The 15,871-nt window shown below is 73.0% G+C and carries 16 protein-coding genes and 1 pseudogene; 9 read left to right on the forward strand and 8 right to left on the reverse strand.

What is annotated here, in order from left to right; genetic code table 11:
- Nucleotides 1–182, reverse strand: a 182-nt coding sequence (locus tag ABT288_RS45725) for a CBS domain-containing protein (RefSeq protein ID WP_351621724.1), incomplete at its 3' end; no start/stop codon positions are given.
- A 189-nt stretch (nucleotides 183–371) separates the two neighbouring features.
- Between ABT288_RS45725 and ABT288_RS45730 the strand changes: the two genes are divergently transcribed.
- Both ABT288_RS45730 and ABT288_RS45735 read left to right on the forward strand, forming a co-directional pair.
- Nucleotides 372–1,277: a universal stress protein gene (locus ABT288_RS45730; RefSeq protein ID WP_351621727.1), complete on the forward strand. Its 906-nt coding sequence runs from the start codon at nucleotides 372–374 to the stop codon at nucleotides 1,275–1,277.
- 51 nt (nucleotides 1,278–1,328) lie between these two features.
- A complete protein-coding gene (locus tag ABT288_RS45735; protein WP_351621730.1) occupies nucleotides 1,329–2,171 on the forward strand; it encodes a universal stress protein in 843 nt (280 codons plus the stop codon).
- A gap of 45 nt (nucleotides 2,172–2,216) precedes the next feature.
- Here ABT288_RS45735 and ABT288_RS45740 read toward each other — a convergent pair whose 3' ends face one another.
- On the reverse strand, nucleotides 2,217–2,789 hold the full coding sequence (locus ABT288_RS45740) for an Rv1733c family protein (protein WP_351621733.1): 573 nt from the start codon (nucleotides 2,787–2,789) through the stop codon (nucleotides 2,217–2,219).
- A gap of 11 nt (nucleotides 2,790–2,800) precedes the next feature.
- Nucleotides 2,801–3,187, reverse strand: a complete 387-nt coding sequence (locus ABT288_RS45745; protein WP_351621736.1) for an STAS domain-containing protein — start codon at nucleotides 3,185–3,187, stop codon at nucleotides 2,801–2,803.
- 250 nt (nucleotides 3,188–3,437) lie between these two features.
- Here ABT288_RS45745 and ABT288_RS45750 point away from each other — a divergent pair, with 250 nt between their 5' ends.
- Both ABT288_RS45750 and ABT288_RS45755 read left to right on the forward strand, forming a co-directional pair.
- Nucleotides 3,438–4,508 (forward strand): zinc-dependent alcohol dehydrogenase family protein, encoded by a 1,071-nt coding sequence (locus tag ABT288_RS45750; RefSeq protein WP_351621739.1) that lies wholly within the window; start codon nucleotides 3,438–3,440, stop codon nucleotides 4,506–4,508.
- Nucleotides 4,505–5,083 carry a helix-turn-helix domain-containing protein gene (locus ABT288_RS45755; protein WP_502972999.1) on the forward strand — a complete coding sequence of 193 codons (579 nt, stop codon included), beginning with the start codon at nucleotides 4,505–4,507 and terminating at the stop codon, nucleotides 5,081–5,083. Before ABT288_RS45750 ends, ABT288_RS45755 begins: the two co-directional genes overlap by 4 nt.
- Before the next feature lie 44 nt (nucleotides 5,084–5,127).
- Here ABT288_RS45755 and ABT288_RS45760 read toward each other — a convergent pair.
- Nucleotides 5,128–5,500: pseudogene (locus ABT288_RS45760) on the reverse strand (PEP/pyruvate-binding domain-containing protein); the annotation flags it as partial.
- A 187-nt stretch (nucleotides 5,501–5,687) separates the two neighbouring features.
- On the opposite strand from ABT288_RS45760, the gene ABT288_RS45765 reads away from it, so the two are divergent.
- The 3 genes from ABT288_RS45765 (at nucleotide 5,688) to ABT288_RS45775 (ending at nucleotide 8,891) form a co-directional block, all read left to right on the forward strand.
- The gene (locus tag ABT288_RS45765; RefSeq protein ID WP_351621745.1) at nucleotides 5,688–7,406 is read left to right on the forward strand and encodes a sensor histidine kinase; all 1,719 of its coding nucleotides are present in this window, start codon (nucleotides 5,688–5,690) and stop codon (nucleotides 7,404–7,406) included.
- A gap of 144 nt (nucleotides 7,407–7,550) precedes the next feature.
- Nucleotides 7,551–8,252, forward strand: a complete 702-nt coding sequence (locus ABT288_RS45770) for a CBS domain-containing protein (protein WP_351621765.1) — start codon at nucleotides 7,551–7,553, stop codon at nucleotides 8,250–8,252.
- Between the two features lie 36 nt (nucleotides 8,253–8,288).
- Entirely contained in the window at nucleotides 8,289–8,891 is a 603-nt protein-coding gene (locus tag ABT288_RS45775; RefSeq protein WP_351621748.1) for an Rv1733c family protein, read from the forward strand.
- Between the two features lie 100 nt (nucleotides 8,892–8,991).
- Here ABT288_RS45775 and ABT288_RS45780 read toward each other — a convergent pair whose 3' ends face one another.
- From ABT288_RS45780 to ABT288_RS45795, 4 genes are all read right to left on the reverse strand, one after another.
- Nucleotides 8,992–9,645, reverse strand: coding sequence for a CBS domain-containing protein (locus ABT288_RS45780; protein WP_351621751.1), 654 nt, complete (start codon nucleotides 9,643–9,645; stop codon nucleotides 8,992–8,994).
- 24 nt (nucleotides 9,646–9,669) lie between these two features.
- On the reverse strand, nucleotides 9,670–10,128 hold the full coding sequence (locus ABT288_RS45785; RefSeq protein WP_351621753.1) for a cyclic nucleotide-binding domain-containing protein: 459 nt from the start codon (nucleotides 10,126–10,128) through the stop codon (nucleotides 9,670–9,672).
- A gap of 192 nt (nucleotides 10,129–10,320) precedes the next feature.
- Complete coding sequence (locus tag ABT288_RS45790; protein WP_351621756.1) at nucleotides 10,321–10,836, reverse strand: DUF2231 domain-containing protein; 516 nt, start codon at nucleotides 10,834–10,836, stop codon at nucleotides 10,321–10,323.
- A 176-nt stretch (nucleotides 10,837–11,012) separates the two neighbouring features.
- The gene (locus ABT288_RS45795) at nucleotides 11,013–13,805 is read right to left on the reverse strand and encodes a SpoIIE family protein phosphatase (RefSeq protein WP_502972998.1); all 2,793 of its coding nucleotides are present in this window, start codon (nucleotides 13,803–13,805) and stop codon (nucleotides 11,013–11,015) included.
- 226 nt (nucleotides 13,806–14,031) lie between these two features.
- On the opposite strand from ABT288_RS45795, the gene purU reads away from it, so the two are divergent.
- Both purU and ABT288_RS45805 read left to right on the forward strand, forming a co-directional pair.
- Nucleotides 14,032–14,904, forward strand: coding sequence for a formyltetrahydrofolate deformylase (purU, locus tag ABT288_RS45800; protein ID WP_351621759.1), 873 nt, complete (start codon nucleotides 14,032–14,034; stop codon nucleotides 14,902–14,904).
- Nucleotides 14,905–15,027: 123 nt separating this feature from the next.
- Complete coding sequence (locus tag ABT288_RS45805) at nucleotides 15,028–15,825, forward strand: IclR family transcriptional regulator (protein WP_351621762.1); 798 nt, start codon at nucleotides 15,028–15,030, stop codon at nucleotides 15,823–15,825.
- Nucleotides 15,826–15,871: the final 46 nt, after the last annotated feature.

Consider the following 15,871-nt stretch of genomic DNA (forward strand, 5'->3'; position numbering starts at 1 on the left):
TTGGGCAGCAGGTCGGCCTCGGAGACCACGCCGACCACCCGGCCCTCGCCCTCGATCACGGGCAGGGCGCTGACCTGCCAGTCCTGCATCAGCTGGACGATCTCCTTGAAGGGGGCACGTCGGCCGACGACCGCGACCGTCCGGGTCATGACGTCGCAGACGATGTGCGGGGTGCCGTACATGGTGACCTCCGTACGGTCCTGGCGGCGGCCGGTCCGTTCCCAGCATGTGCCGGTTCCGAAGAACCGGCCAGGGGCCACCGGTCCTCGGGGTGGGCCGGTCGGCCCCGCATGGGGACCTGCGGCCCTTCGCCCCGCGAACGCGGCGGCACCACGCTGGAACTGGATCCCTCGACCCGGGAGGTGGAGACGATGCCCCGAACGGTCACGGCAGGCCTCGACGGCTCGTCCGAGAGCCGGGCCGCCGCCGAATGGGCGGCGCGCGAGGCAGCGTTGCGCGGTCTGCCGCTGAAGATCGTTCACGTCTGGAAGCCGGTGCCCGACCCCGTGACCCAGGCCCCGCTGCTCGGCGGCGAGGCCCAGCAGCACTGGACCGAGGAGGTTACCCGTGAGGCCGCCGAAGGGCTGCGGCTGCGCCATCCCGGCGTCGAGGTGGTCACCGACCGGGTCACCGGGGAACCGGCCCACGCCCTGACCGAGGCGGCGGACGCCGCCGAGCTGATGGTGCTGGGCTCGCGCGGCTTCGGCGGGATCGCGGGCTTCATGGTCGGCTCGGTCAGCCTGGCGGTGCTCGCCCACGCCGAGCGTCCCGTGGTACTGGTCCGGGCCGGGGAGCAGGCCGCCGACGAACACAAGCCGGACCCCGCGGGTGTACCGTCCGCCGCGACCCCCTTCCGGCCCGTCGTGCTCGGCCTCGACATCGGCACCCCCGACGAGACGCTGCTCGGATTCGCCTTCGAGGCGGCCGCCCGGCGCGGCGCGTCCCTGCGGGTCGTGCACGCCTGGAGCGAACCGCCCACCTCCTTCTACCGCTTCTACGGGGACGCCGAGCTCTACGACGACATCGCCCGCGGGCAGGCCAAGGCCCTGACCGAGCTGCTGCGCTCCTGGCGGCAGAGGTTTCCGGACGTGGAAGTGATCGAGGCGAGCCGGTGCGGCAGCGCCGCGCAGGTTCTCGTCGACGCCTCCCGTGAGGCCTCCCTGGTCGTCGTGGGCCGGCGCGTCCGCACCAGCCCGCTCGGCATCCACATCGGCCACGTCGCGCATGCCGTGCTGCACCACGTCGTGGGCCCGGTCGCCGTGGTTCCGCACGACTGATCCCCTTGATCCCATTGATCCCCCTGATCCCCCGAGGGAGCGGTGAACTCGATGGAGCTTCCGGTCGTCGTCGGCGTCGACGGTTCCGAGCCCAGCCTGCGGGCCGTCGACTGGGCGGCCGACGAGGCCGCCCTGCGCGGGGCCCCGCTCCGGCTGGTGTACGCCTCCCTCTGGGAGCGCTACGAAGGCGCCCTGCTCGCACAGGAACTCGACAAGCCGCTGGAGGAGGTGATGGCCCGGGATGTCCTCGGTACGGCGGAGGAGCGCGCCCGACGCCGCCGGCCGGAGCTGAAGGTCACCACCGATGTGCTGCCCGAGGAGCCGGAGTACGGGCTCGTACGGGAGAGCAGCACCGCCCTCGCGCTGGTGCTGGGCTGTCGTGGCCGCAGCGGCATGGCCGAGGCGCTGCTGGGGTCCGTCAGCCTCGCGGTCGCCGGGCACGCGCACTGCCCCGTGATCGTGCTGCGCGGCACCCACGACAGCCAGGCCCGCACCGGGCTCCGGGGCCGGATCGCGCTGGGGGTGGGTGAGAAGCCGGCCGGCTCGGCCGCCGTACGGTTCGCCGTCGAGGAGGCCGTCCTGCGCGGGGTGCCCCTGGAAGCCGTACGGGCCTGGCGGTGCCCCGCGCACGCGACCCCGCATTCCCAGAGGCGGCAGGCCCTCGGGGTGCTGGAGGAGGCTTTGCGGGACGTGCCGGCCGAGCTGAAGGCGGACCGCCGCACCGTCGAGGGCCACGCCCGCGACGCCCTGATCGCCGTGTCCCGCGAGTCCGACCTGCTCGTCGTCGGCGCCCGGCGCAGGCACGGTCCCTTCGGCCTCCAGCTCAGCCGCGTCGCCCACGGGGTGCTGCACCACGCGGCCTGCCCTGTGGCCGTCGTCCCCGAACACGCCTGAGGGAACGCCGGACGGATGGCGAGACCCCTGCGGCGGCGGTGCGGATCAGCCCGTCCGGTGGCCCCAGCGGGGTTCGACCAGGTCCCACTCCCGGTCCCAGCGGGCCATGCGCCGCCGGTCGAGCCACACCCTTGCGAGCGCTCCGGCCCCGTAGACCGGGGCGGCGACGGCCAGGCCGGCCGCCGCGCCGAAGAGACCGGCCTCGATCGCGCCCTCGGTGGGGTTCACCGGCTTCGCGGGGGTGAGACCGCCGTGGTCGTCCTGCCAGACCACCACCCGCGCACCCGCCCCGAGACCGCTGTCGACCAGCGTGTCTCCGGTGCGGGAAGTACCGTCCGGTGCGGTCCAGCGCACCGTCGCCCGGACCAGTCCGCCCGCCGGCCAGGCGGCCGTGGTGCCGTGCGGTGCGTCGGTGAGGAGCACGGCACGGACGGGATGCCGGTGGGCGCGCTGAGCCGCGAACACATCTCCGGCAGCGCGTGCCGTCAGCAGACCCGCGACGGCCCCGCCGACCACGACCGCGAGCCAGACGGCCAGGACGAGCCAGGCCTCCACGACGTCCCCGCGTCGCCGCAGCGGATTGCTCCGCCAACGCCACAGCCCGTGCTTCGCGTTCATCGCGCCGGTCCTCACGTGGGCCCCGGCAGCGGCAGGGGGAGTCGCGTGTGCACCTCGAAGACGTCCCCCAGTCCCGTGACCCGCAGGATGCGCCGGAACTCCGCGCTCTCGGTGATCAGCCGCAGCCGGCCCTGCCGGGCCAGCGTCCGGTTGCGTGCGCGGCACAGGACCCCGAGTCCGATGCAGTCGATGAACGTGACCGGCCGCAGGTCGAGCACCAGGTCGGGCCGGGGGGAGGTGGTGAGCGCGTCGAGCCGGCGCGACAGCGCGGGGGCGGTCAGCACATCGATCTCGCCGTGCAGGGCCACGACGGTCGCTCCGCCGGCCACGCGATCGGCCGCGAGCACTTCCGGTGCGGTGTGGTGCTCCGCCGCGCGGGCCGCGTCGTTCTCGGACATGGCACGAGCGAACCGGGCGTGCCGGGCGGGGCACTAGGGCCATCCGGCCCCTGTCGCCGGTCCGTACGGGGCACCCCTCGTCCCCGCGACGGGCGCGGCCCCGATCGGCACCGTCCGGCCGCGGGGCGAGGGCCGGACGGCCCAAGCGGCACCGGTCCCCGCTGGGGAAGCTGGACGTGCGGGCGGTCCCGGCGCCGTGCCGGAACCACGATCCCGCGGCGGAGTCGACGAAGAGCGACAGGGAGCTGCCATGAAGGGCTTCGTGTTCCACGGTCCGGGGCAGGCGTCCTGGCAGGACGTCCCCGACCCCGCCGTCAAGGAACCCACCGACGCCATCGTCAAGGTCGGCGCCGTGACCATCTGCGGGACGGACCTGCACATCCTCAAGGGCGATGTCCCCGAGGTCCGCTCCGGCACGGTGCTCGGGCACGAGGCGGTCGGCGAGATCGTCGAGGTCGGCAGCGACGTGCGCACCGTACGGCCGGGGGACCGGGTGCTGATGTCCTGCATCACCTCGTGCGGCCGGTGCCGCTTCTGCAGGGACGGCTCGTACGGCCAGTGCCGGGGCGGCGGAGGCTGGATCCTCGGCCATCTCGTCGACGGCACCCAGGCCGAGTACGTCCGCGTCCCCTACGCCGACCTGTCCGTGCATCCGCTGCCCGCCGCCGTGCCCAGTGAGGAGGCCGTCCTGCTCGCGGACATCTTCCCGACGTCGTACGAGGTCGGTGTCCTCAACGGGCATGTGCGGCCCGGCGACACCGTCGCCATCGTCGGCGCCGGGCCCATCGGACTCGCGGCCGTCGCGACGGCGCGACTGTTCGCCCCGGAACGGATCATCTCGGTCGACATGGCTCCGGCCCGGCTGGAGGCCGCCCGGCGGCTCGGCGCCGACGCCGTGGCCGACGCCCGCGAGGAACCCGGCCAGCTGGTCGCCGATCTGACCGACGGTCTCGGCGCGGACGTGGTCATGGAGGCGGTCGGCGTCCCGGAGAGCTTCGAGCTGTGCACCCGCATGGTCCGCCCGGGCGGGCACGTGGCCAACATCGGCGTGCACGGCAGGCCCGCGACACTGCACCTCGAAGACCTCTGGATCAGGAACGTGACCATCACGACCGGCCTCGTGGACACCTCCTCCACGCCCACCCTGCTGCGGATGGCCGCCGCCGGCCGGCTGCCGACCGGGCAACTGGTCACCCACACCTTGCCGCTGGACCACATGGAGGAGGCCTACGACGTCTTCTCCCGGGCCACCGAGACCGGCGCGCTCAAGATCGTGCTCGGCGGGGAGCAGCACGCGGAAGTGGCCGTTCCCTCGGCCTGACGGAGACGCCGCTGGGCGATCCGGGCCGCCGCCTGGCCGCCCGGCGCGCCCAACTCGGCCTGTCGCGAAGGGAGGTGGCCGCCCGCACCGGCATGGCCGTCACCTATCTCGGGTATCTGGAGGAGCATCCCGGTGCCGCCCCGGGCCCCGGCCCCCTGACCAGGCCGGCCCAGGCGCTGCAGACCACGGTGACCGAGCTGACACCGGACGAGTGCCGGGCGTTGCTCGGCTCGCACGGGGTGGGCCGACTGGCCGTGCCCACGGATACGGGCCCGGTGATCGTGCCCGTCAACTACAGCTTCGCCGAGGGTGCGTTCGTCTTCCGGACCACCCTCGGCGCGACACCGTCCCTCGCGGCCGGCCAGGCAGTGGCCCTCGAGGTCGACCGCATCGACGACACGTTCAGCCAGGGCTGGAGCGTCCTGATCCGCGGCAGTGCGCGGTCGGTGACGGACCCGCAGGAGCAGCGGAGGTTCACCGGGCAGGCGTACAGCACCCCTTGGGCGGGCGGCGAGCGTGACCTGTGGGTGCGTGTCGAACCCCGCACGGTGACGGGGCGCCGGACCACGGTCTGACGGGTCCGACGGTCCGAGAGCGCCGCTCGCCGAGGAACATGTTCCGGGGAGCGCGTGAAGGCGACGCCGCTGCCGGAGTCGGGGCCGAGGTCGTCCGGGATGTGCTCGCGCCGCCGGTACGGGCGGGCGCGCTCGGCGTTCCAGGACCGGAACACGGCGAGGACGGCCTGCTGGAGCGGCTCCAGGGTCATGGCCTCGTCGAACCGGACCGGGCCGACGCCCTCACCGTGCTGCCGTCGTCACGGCCTCCCGCGCCGAAAGGTCCGGGAGAGCTCCGCCGGCAGGCCGTCCCGCTCCTCGCCGGTGGCGAGGAGGGCGCGCCAGGCCTCGGTGGTGACGGTGAAACCGGGCGGCACCGGCAGGCCCAGCCGGGTCGTCTCGGCCAGGTTGGCGCTTGCCGTCGAGCAGGCCGGCCAGGTCGCGGCCGCCGTCCTGGACGTCCCGCCGGGCGGGCCGATCGGCCCCACGGCGCCGGTGCGGGGCTCGGCGGGCGCGGGCCGGCGGACCGGTTCGCGGATCCCGTGCCCACCTGGCCCGGGAGGCGCTACGGTGTGGGAAGACCCATCGGTTCCGGGCCATGTGCTGATGGGGACTGGAGGACGTGGTGACCGATTCGGAGGAGCCGCGCGTACGACTGCCGCAGCTGAAGCTCGACGAGCTGCTGGAGGAGCTGCAGGCCCGGATCAGCGCAGCCCGCGGCACACAGGATCGCGTGCAAGGTCTGCTGGAGGCGGTCCTCTCCGTCGGCCGGGAGCTCGACCTGGAGCAGGTCCTGCACTCCATCGTGGAGGCGGCCGCGGTGGTCGTGAACGCCGGGTACGCCGCCCTCGGTGTCATCGGACCGGACGGCACGCGCCTGTCCGCCTTCCACACGGTGGGCGTCACCGAGGAGCAGATCGCCGCGATCGGCCCCTTTCCGGAAGGGCACGGCATCCTCGGCGAGCTGATCCGGCACCCGCAGCCGCTCCGGCTCGGCAAGATCTCCGCACATGCGTCCTCCTACGGCTTCCCCCCGGGCCACCCGCCGATGAACAGCTTCCTCGGCGTCCCGATCCGGGTCCGCGACCAGGTCTTCGGCAACCTCTACCTGACCGAGAAGCGCGGCGGGCGGGAGTTCGACGAGGAGGACGAGTCGGTGCTGTCCACGCTGGCCGTGGCCGCCGGCGTGGCGATCGACAACGCCCGCCTGTACGAGGACTCCCGGCTGCGCGAGCGCTGGCAGCGGGCGAACGCGGAGATCAGCCACAGCCTGATGTCCGGCATCGACCGGGCCGAGTCGCTGAACCTGATCGCCGAGCGGGCCAGGGAGATCTCGGGCTCGGCCCTGGCGGCGGTCGCCATGCCCATGGAGGGCACGAAGTCGCTCACCGTGGAGATCGCCGTCGGAGTCGACGCGGAGGCGCACCGGGGACTGGTGCTGCCCATGGACGCGAGCCTCATGGGGCTGGCATACACCGCGACCGCCCCGGTCACCAGCGACGACGTGGTCCACGATGCGCGGATCACCCCCGAACCGCCGCGCTTCGAGGGGCTCGGACCCGCGGTGGCCGTCCCGATCGGCACGGGCGAGAACGGGGTGCGTGGCGTGGTGCTGGTGGCCCGCGAGGGCGGCCGGCCGGCGTTCCTCCGTAAGGAGACCGAGTTGCTGCAGGGGTTCGCCGCCCAGGCCGCGATCGCGATGGAGCTCGCCGACCGCAGGCACGACGCCCAGCAGATCGCGTTGCTGGAGGACCGTGACCGCATCGCCCGGGACCTGCACGACCTCGCCATCCAGCGGCTGTTCGCCACCGGGATGACCCTGCAGAGCGCGGGCCGTTTCATCGAACATGCCGAGGCCGCCGAGCGGGTGCGGCGGGCCGTGGACGACCTCGACGAGACCATCAAGATCATCAGGTCGACGATCTTCGGACTGCGGGCGCGCACGGGCACCGCCGGCAGCGGCCTGCGGGCGAGGGTCGTCCGGACGGTAGGCGAGGCCGCCCCCGTGCTGGGCTTCGCCCCCAGCGTGCGCATGGAAGGCCTGGTCGACACCGATGTGCCGCTGGAGATCGCCGACCACGTGGTGGCCGTGCTGACCGAGGCCCTCACCAACATCGCCCGGCACGCCCACGCCAACCGGACCCAGGTGGTCCTGATCGCCGACGGCCGCGAGGTGCGCCTGCGGGTCGCGGACAACGGCGTGGGCATCCCTTCCGGCGGCCGGCGCAGCGGGCTGCTCAACATGGCCGAACGGGCGGACAGCCTCGGCGGTCGGCTGGACGTGACCAGCCCCGAGGGAGGCGGTTCGGCACTGGACTGGTACGTCCCGCTGCCCGCCGAGTAGGCCGCGCCGTCCTCGGTCCCCTCGCCGCGGAGCGCGCAGGGCCGACGGGGCAGGGGATCGGGACCACTCGGCCCATGTCACGAACGGCTCCGCCGCCGCAGCCTGAAGGTGTCCGAAGACGGCACCCACGCCCTGGAGGACGCCATGAACGGCACTCCGGCCCTGGTGAACGACGTGATGACCCACCGGGTCGTGGCCCTGCGCGCAGGGGCGGCCTTCAAGGACATCGTGAAGGTCATGCGCGACTGGCAGGTCAGCGCCCTGCCGGTGCTGGACGATGCCGGCCGTGTCGTCGGCGTCGTCTCCGAGGGCGATCTGCTGGCCAAGCAGGAGTACCAGGACGGTGACATCGGCCGGTACGGTCAGATGAGCCACCCCGCCGAGGTCCGCAAGGCGGACGCGGTGACCGCGGCCGAGCTGATGACCTCGCCGGCCGTCACCGTGGCAGCGGACGCCACGCTCGCCCATGCCGCGCGCCTCATGGCCCGCGCCCGGGTCAAGCGGCTGCCCGTCGTCGGCCGTGACCTCGCTCTCCGTGGCATCGTCAGCCGCTCGGACCTGCTGAAGGTGTTTCTGCGGGACGACGAGGACATCGCCGAGGAGGTCCGGCACGAGGTCGTCGTACGCCTCTTCGGCCCGCGCGCCGTCACCGTCCGGGTGGAGGTGTGCGACGGTGTCGTCACGCTGGCCGGCCGGGTCCGTGAGACGGCCCTGATACCGCTCGCCGCCCGGCTCGCACGGGCCGTGGCGGGTGTGGTGGATGTGCGCTGCGCACTGGCCGGACCGCCCCGCCGTCCTGACCTCGACCCCGACCTCCCCGAGGCCGGCAGCGTGCGCACGCCCTGACAGACGGCGTCGGGCCCACGACAGGAGGCGGCGACGATGACGCGGACACCTCCCACGACGGCCACCCGGGTACGGCTCTGGCGCTGGCGCCGCAATCCGCTCAGGCGGCACAGCGACGTCGTCGAGGGCTGGATCGTGCTCGCGGCCTGGCTGTTCACCCTGGTCGGCGGAGCCCTCGCGGGCACGGTGGCGGCCCAGATCACCGACGCGGCGTTCGCGGCGCGGGCGGCCCGGGCCCATGCCGTGTCCGCCGTGCTCACCGACGATGCGGCGAAGACGCCCGCCACCGCCGGTGGATACGACGACGGCCGCGTGCCCGCCACCGTGCGCTGGACGGACCCGGACGGCTCCGTGCACACGGGCCGGACCCAGATCTACCCGGCAGCCCCGGCGGGCACCCCGGTGGCCGTGTGGGCGGATCGCGCCGGCCATCTGGTGTCGGAACCGGTCACCGGCGAGGCGGCGAGCGTGCAGGCGGCCCTGACCGGCGCCCTCGTGGCGGTACCGGCCGGTGCGGCCGTCTGGACCGTGGGGTGGGTGGTCCGCTCCCGGCTCGTGCGGCGGCGCATGGCCGAATGGGACGAGGAGTGGCGGCAGATCGGGCCGGAATGGGGGAACCTCAGCGGCGGGCGGGGCTGAACACGGGCAGTTGAGGCCACATTTGTCGTCTTGTCGTCAAAAGGTTCGGCTCGTCACCGAGTTCGCCGTCCTGTCGTCACCCGGCCGTCACTCGCGGCCGTCACTCGGCACCGGCCACGGTGAGCCGGCAGTCCACGCCCACGACACCCTCCACGCCGCGCACCATGCGTGCGGCGAGCTGAATCCGCGCGGGGTCCTGCACCCGCCCGGTCAGGGTCGCGACGCCATCGGTGACCACGACATGGACCGGTTCCACCGGGGCCGGGAAGAGCGGGTCGACGACATCGCGCCGGATCTCGTCGGCCAGGTCGTCGTCCGGCCGCAGGAACACCTTCAGCAGGTCCCCGCGGCTGACCACGCCTTCCAGCACGCCCTCCGCGTTCACCACGGGCAGGCGCTTGACGTGCCGCAGCGCCATGATGCGCGCGGCCTCGGCCAGCGCGGCGTCGGCGTGCACAGTGACCGCCGGGGTGCTCATCAGCTCCTCGGCGCACACGGCCCCCGCCTTGGCCAGGTCCGGCAGCCGGCGCAGCTGCGTGAACCGGTCCGGATCGCTGTCCCGGAACTCCTCCTTGGGCAGCAGATCGGCCTCGGACACCACGCCGACCACCCGTCCGTCGCCCTCCAGCACGGGCAGGGCGCTGACCTCCCACTGCTCCATGCGCTCGACGATCTCCTTGAAGGGAGCCTTGCGGCCCACGGCGACGACGGCTCGCGTCATCACGTCACTCACCCGGTGCGGGCTGCTGTCCATCGCGCTCTCCTCACAGGACCGGGGTCACGTCGGACTGCCGCTGCCGTAGGGGGCGTAGAGGTCGAGCAGCCGGACCCGGGAGGCATGCAGCCGTTGGGCGACCACGCGCCCCAGCCAGACGGCGATCGCCCGCCCGAGTTCCGGGTCCTCCGCGCACTTCGCCCGCACGGCCCCGGCGTCGAACTCCCAGGCCCGCACGGGGCTGATGGCCTCGGCGCCCAGGTGCCAGAGATACGGCGGGAAGTGCCAGGACCAGCCGACCAGTTCGCCGTGACCGAGGGTCTCGATGACGGCGGGCCGACGGCCCGGTACGTGCAGGTCGAGGGCGACGGTGCCGGTGCGCACGATCCAGAACCGGTCGGCGTGCCGGCCCTCCTCGAACAGGCGGGTCCCTGCCTCGAAGGAGATGTCGTGGGCCAGGCGCATCAGCTGTTCGCGGTGCAATGGCTCAAGAGCCGCACTCATGGTGGTGGTGGAGGTCATCGCACCGGCTCCCTTCGTGGCTTCTGCTCCCAGCGTGGGCCCGTGCGGCCGGGGGCGCCACGGGCCACTCGGGCCGGGCCGGGGGTCCTTCGGCCCCGAGCGCACACCACGAGAACCGGCGGCCCGCCAGGGACGCCGAGGGCCCCGGCGCGGAACTCCGCGCCGGGGCCCTGTCGAGCGGTGGGTGCCTGATCAGTCGCCGTGGCCCTTGGACCCCGTCGCCGTCTTGGAGTAGGCGTCGTGCCAGGCGGCCTTCGCTCCGGAGTCGCCGATCCGGTAGACGTCCACGACCGCTCCCACCGCGACGGCCAGCGAGAGCACGCCGACGACGATCCGTACCGGCAGGGCGGACCAGCGCGTGCCGCGGCCCTGTCCAGGCTCGGCGGGAGCGCGCCGCCCCGCCCACCACACGACCGCCGCCAGCGCGAACAGACCCAGGGCCCACGGCAGCAGTCCGTCACCCAGCTCGGTGTGCCGGCGTACCAGGGGGTCATCGCCCACGTGCCGTTCGAGCCACTCGCCGGCGTGTGTGGTCAGCGGCACGCCGGCCAGTGCCACGAAGGCGAGCACCGGGAGCAGGACGCCCAGCCGCCGGGCGGCGCGCGGCCAGAGCGCGGCCGTCACCAGGGCCAGCGCGGTGAGGGGTATCAACACGACGACCACGTGGACGAACAGGACATGGGCGGGCAGACCGTTGATCAGAGTCATCCAGAGGCTCCTGAGGGGGGTGTGGGCGCGCGCCAGCCTTACACAGCCACCTCTCAGTCAGCTCTGAGCCGCTGGAACCCGGGAGAAGGCACCGCGACCGGTGTGTCCTCGCGGCGGTGGACGGCGGTGAGGCAACGGCTGCCCGGCGTGCCGCTCCTCCCCGACGACGGAGATGCTCAGAAGGCGGACTCGTCCCACTGGTCCAGCGCGGCGTCGCCCATGGCTTCAAGCCCGCCCTCGGCGGCCTCCAGTGCCTGTTCGCACCAGATGACCTTGCCTCGAGCGGTGTACCGGACTCCCCAGCGGCGGGCGAACTGGGCGACGAGGAACAGGCCGCGGCCGCCCTCGTCGGTGGTGGCCGCGCGGCGCATGTGCGGTGATGTGCTGCTGCCGTCGGCGACTTCGCAGATCAGACTGTCCCGGTCGAGCAGCAGACGGAGCCGGATGGGCTCGCCGCCGTAGCGGATGGCGTTGGTGACCAGTTCGCTGAGGATGAGCTCGGTCGTGTAGGAGATCTCGTCCAGACCCCAGGACTCAAGGCGGCGGGCGCAGGCGGCGCGCAGGGGAGCGATGGCGGCGGGCTCGGAGGGCACGTCCCAGTCGGCGACCCGGTCCGGGTCCGTGAGCCGGGTGCGGGCGACCAGGAGGGCGATGTCGTCGCTGGGACGGTCGGGCAGCAGGGCGTCGAGCGCGGCCTGACAGTCCTGTTCCGGTGTCCGGTCGGGCTCGGCCAGGGCACCGGCGAGGAGCCGGAGGCCGGTGTCGAGGTCCCGGTCGCGGTTCTCGACGAGTCCGTCGGAGTAGAGAGCGAGCCGGGAGCCCTCGGCCAGGTGCAGTTCGGCGGTCTCGACGGGCAGGCCGGCGCAGAGGCCGAGCGGCGGGGAGACAGGAACGTCGGGGAACGTGACCGTGCCGTCCGGGCTGACGAGGGCGGGTCCGGGATGACCGGCCCGGGCGATGCAGCAGCGGCCGGAGACGGGATCGTAGACCGCGAACAGGCAGGTGGCGCCGGTGATGCCGGCGCCCTCCTGCCCGGCGGCCTCGGTCTCGTCGATCTGCGCGACCAGTTCGTCCAGGTGGCTCAGGAGTTCGTCGGGGGGCAGATCGAGGGCGCAGAAGTTGTGGACCACGGTGCGCAGGCGGCCCATGGTCGCGGCGGCGTGCAGTCCGTGGCCGACGACATCGCCGACGACGAGGGCGACCCGGGTCCCGGGCAGGGGGATGACGTCGAACCAGTCCCCGCTCACCGTCGCCTGGGCGGGGAGGTAGCGGTAGGCCACGTCCAGGGCCGACTGCTCGGGCAGGGCACGCGGCAACAGGCTGCGCTGCAGGGTGGCCGCCATGGTGTGTTCACGGGTGTAGCGGCGGGCGTTGTCGATCGCGACCGCCGCACGGGCCGCCAGTTCCTCGGCGACGGCCAGATCCTCCTCCGTGAAGGGATCCTGGTCCGCGCGCCAGAAGTCGGCCACTCCCAACGCGATGCCGCGGGCCTGCAGCGGCACGGTGACCAGCGAGCGGATGCCGACGTCCAGCATGCGCCGCGCCCGCTGGGGATCCTGCGCCTGCCAGCTTCGCGTCGCCAGCAGATCGCGCTCGAGCACGGCATGGCCACGGCGCAGCCCCTGCGCCTGCGGCATCTCCGGCAGCCAGGTGATCACCTCATCCACCCGGTACAGCGGATGGCCGTCGTGGACGCCGCGTACGGCCGTACGGTGCATGGTGAGGCTCGTACCGTCGGGTTCCTCACCCCGGCGCACCGCCTCCAGCAGCGCGACGGTGGCGAAGTCCGCGAACCGGGGCACGGCGATCTCGGTCAGTTCCTCCGCCGTGCGCACCACGTCGAGTGTGGTACCGATCCGCACCCCGGCGTCGTAGAGCAGTTGCAGGCGTTCCCGCGCGATCCGGGCACGGCCGGCCAGCTCGCGCAGCTCGGTGGTGTCCCGCAGGGTCGCCACGCTGCCGCCCGGCCCGCCGTGCGGGACGGTCGGGCGCACGTTGACCGCGAGCAGCCGCTCCCCCGCCAGGATCACCTCGTCGCTGACGGTCCGGTCCGAGGCGAGCAGTGCCGCGGCGCTCGGGGACAGACCGAGCTCGGTGATGCGCCTGCCCGTCGCGTCCGGGGGCAGCTCCAGCAGTCGGCTCGCCTCGTCGTTGGCCAGCTCCAGCCGCCCCTTGCCGTCGAGGACGAGCACGCCTTCGCGGACCGAGTGCAGGACCGCGTCGTGGTGCTCGTACATCCGCGTCATCTCGGCCGGTTCCAGACCGTGCGTCTGCCGTCGCAGTCGCCGGCTCACCAGGGCCGACCCGCCCGCGACCAGCACCAGCCCGGCGGCCGCGGATCCGAAGAGCAGCGGCAGCTGTTTCATCACCATGCGGTCCACCCGCTGGACCGAGATGCCGACGGAGACCAGTCCGACGACCTTGCCGTTCGCGTCGGTGACCGGGACCATCGTGTCCACGGCCCGGCCCACTCCGGGCGTGTTGTACGTGGCCTGGTGCACCTTGCCCGCCAGCGCGTCGGCGAAGGAGCCGACGACGCGCCTGCCGATGAGGTGCGGGTCGGGGTGGGTCCAGCGGATGCCGGCCGGGCTGAAGGCGATGACGTAGTTGACCCTGGCCAGCTTCCGGGCCTCCTCCGCGCGCGGCTGCAGCAGTGCGCTGGGGTCGGTGGACTTCATGGCGGCCGCCGTCCCCGGGGCGTGCGCGAAGGTCTCGGCGCCGACGAGTGAGCGGTCCCGGGCCATCTGCAGGCTGGAGCTGCGGGCCTGCAGCACCAGGGCCACCACCGCGGCGACGACGAGCAGCAGCACGACCCCCACCTGGAGGATGAGGACCTGGCCGGCGATGCTGTGCGCGTTCAGGACCGAGGGCAGCCGTGCCGGCGGCCGCTGCGGGGCGTGCCCCTGGTCCCTGGGCCCCGCCGCCTGTGCGGTGCCTGGCCTTCGGGTCGCACGCCGTTGCATGGCCATACCTCCAGTATGGGTGGCTGCCCGCAGGACCTGTCCGAACCGGACGCCGGACGGCGCGTCCACCTGCCGGAAGGCCGAGCGGCGGGTGCACAGGCGGAAGGTTTGTTGCGTATGGCGCATATCCTCGCGCCTTTAAGAACAAGCCTCTTGACCGGCCGCCACCCACACCGGGACGATGTTGCGTATCACTCTTATCGTTGCGCATTGCGCACTAACGGAGGATGCCATGACCCCTCGCCCGCAGCCCGGCCGCGAGTTCGTCCTCACCCTCTCGTGCCCCGACCGGGCCGGCCTCGTCCACGCGGTCACCAGCTTTCTCGTGAACCAATCAGGAAACATCCTGGAGAGCCAGCAGTTCGACGACCGCCTCCAGGACCGCTTCTTCATGCGGGTGCACTTCGAGGTCTCGCATCCGGACACGTCGCTGGAGCGGCTGCGTACCGGCTTCGGCCCGGTCGCCGACGCGTACCGGATCACCTGGCAGCTGCGCGACGCCTCGACACCGACCCGCGCGCTGATCATGGTGTCGAAGTTCGGCCACTGCCTGAACGACCTGCTCTTCCGCCAGTCCACGGGCTCGCTCCACATCGAGATCCCGGCGATCGTCTCCAACCACCGCGACTTCGAGCCGCTGGCCCGCAACTACGGCATCCCCTTCCACCACATCCCGGTGAGCCGGGAGACCAAGGCCGAGGCCGAGGCCCGGCTGCTGGAGCTCGTCGCCGAGCTCGACGTCGACCTGGTGGTGCTCGCCCGCTACATGCAGATCCTCTCGGACGACCTGTGCAAGCGGCTCGACGGCCGGGCCATCAACATCCACCACTCCTTCCTGCCGAGCTTCAAGGGCGCCCGGCCGTACGTGCAGGCGCACCGGCGCGGCGTCAAGCTCGTCGGAGCCACCGCGCACTACGTCACCCCCGACCTCGACGAGGGCCCGATCATCGAGCAGGACGTCGTTCGCGTGGACCACTCCCACGCTCCGGACCAGCTGGTCGCCATGGGCCGCGATGTGGAGGCCCGGGTCCTGTCGCGCGCCGTGCAGTGGCACAGCGAGAGCCGCGTGCTGACCAACGGCAACTGCACGGTCGTCTTCCGCTGACCCCGTGGTTCGCGGGGCCTCCGAGAACACCGCCGACGACGGCTCCCCCGGCCGGGGAGCCGTCGTATACCCTCCCCCTACGCAGCACGGGGCCAAGCGGCCGACACTGCGTATAGTTGCGCTATGAGCAACAATGTTGCAGATGGCGAAACAACGGCTCCGGCGGTGAACGGCGTGCAGTCCGTCGACCGTGCCGTCAGCGTCCTGGAGATCCTCGCCCAGCGCGGGGAGGCGGGTGTCAGCGAGGTCGCCGCCGAGATCGACGTCCACAAGTCGACCGCGTTCCGGCTGCTCGGGGCGCTGGAGGCGCGCGGCCTGGTCGAGCAGACGGCCGAGCGCGGCAAGTACCGGCTCGGCTTCGGGATCGTGCGCCTGGCCGGCGCGGTCACGGGGCGCCTCGACATCACGCAGCTGGGCTGGGAGGTGTGCGAGCGGCTCAGCGAGGAGATCGGCGAGACCGTCAACATCGCCGTCCTGCAGGAGCACTACGCCGTCAACCTCTACCAGGTGCGTGGCCCGGGCGCCGTCGGCACCCACAACTGGGTCGGGCAGCTCACCCCGGTGCACGCCACGTCCAGCGGCAAGATCCTGCTCGCGCACCTGCCGGCGAAGGCGTGCGCCGAGGTGCTCGCGGCCTGCGGACTGCACAAGCTCACGCCGCACACCCTGACCGCGAAGGCGAAGCTGGAGAAGAACCTCACCGAGGCGCGGGAACGCGGGTACGCGGTGACGCTGGAGGAGCTCGAGATCGGACTGCACGCCATGGCGGCGCCGGTCCGCTCCCACCACGGCGAGGTCGTCGCCGCCCTCAGCGCCTCCGGCCCCGCCTACCGCTTCACCGAGGAGCGCATGCACGAGCTGGCGCCCCTGCTGCTCAAGGGCGCGGAGGAGATCAGCCACCGGATGGGGTACGTGGGCTGAGTCCGTGTGGACCGGCGGTGCCGGGCCGACCGTTCGCGTCGGCCCG

The organism is Streptomyces sp. NPDC001093, assembly GCF_040298985.1.
Lineage (GTDB): Bacteria > Actinomycetota > Actinomycetes > Streptomycetales > Streptomycetaceae > Streptomyces.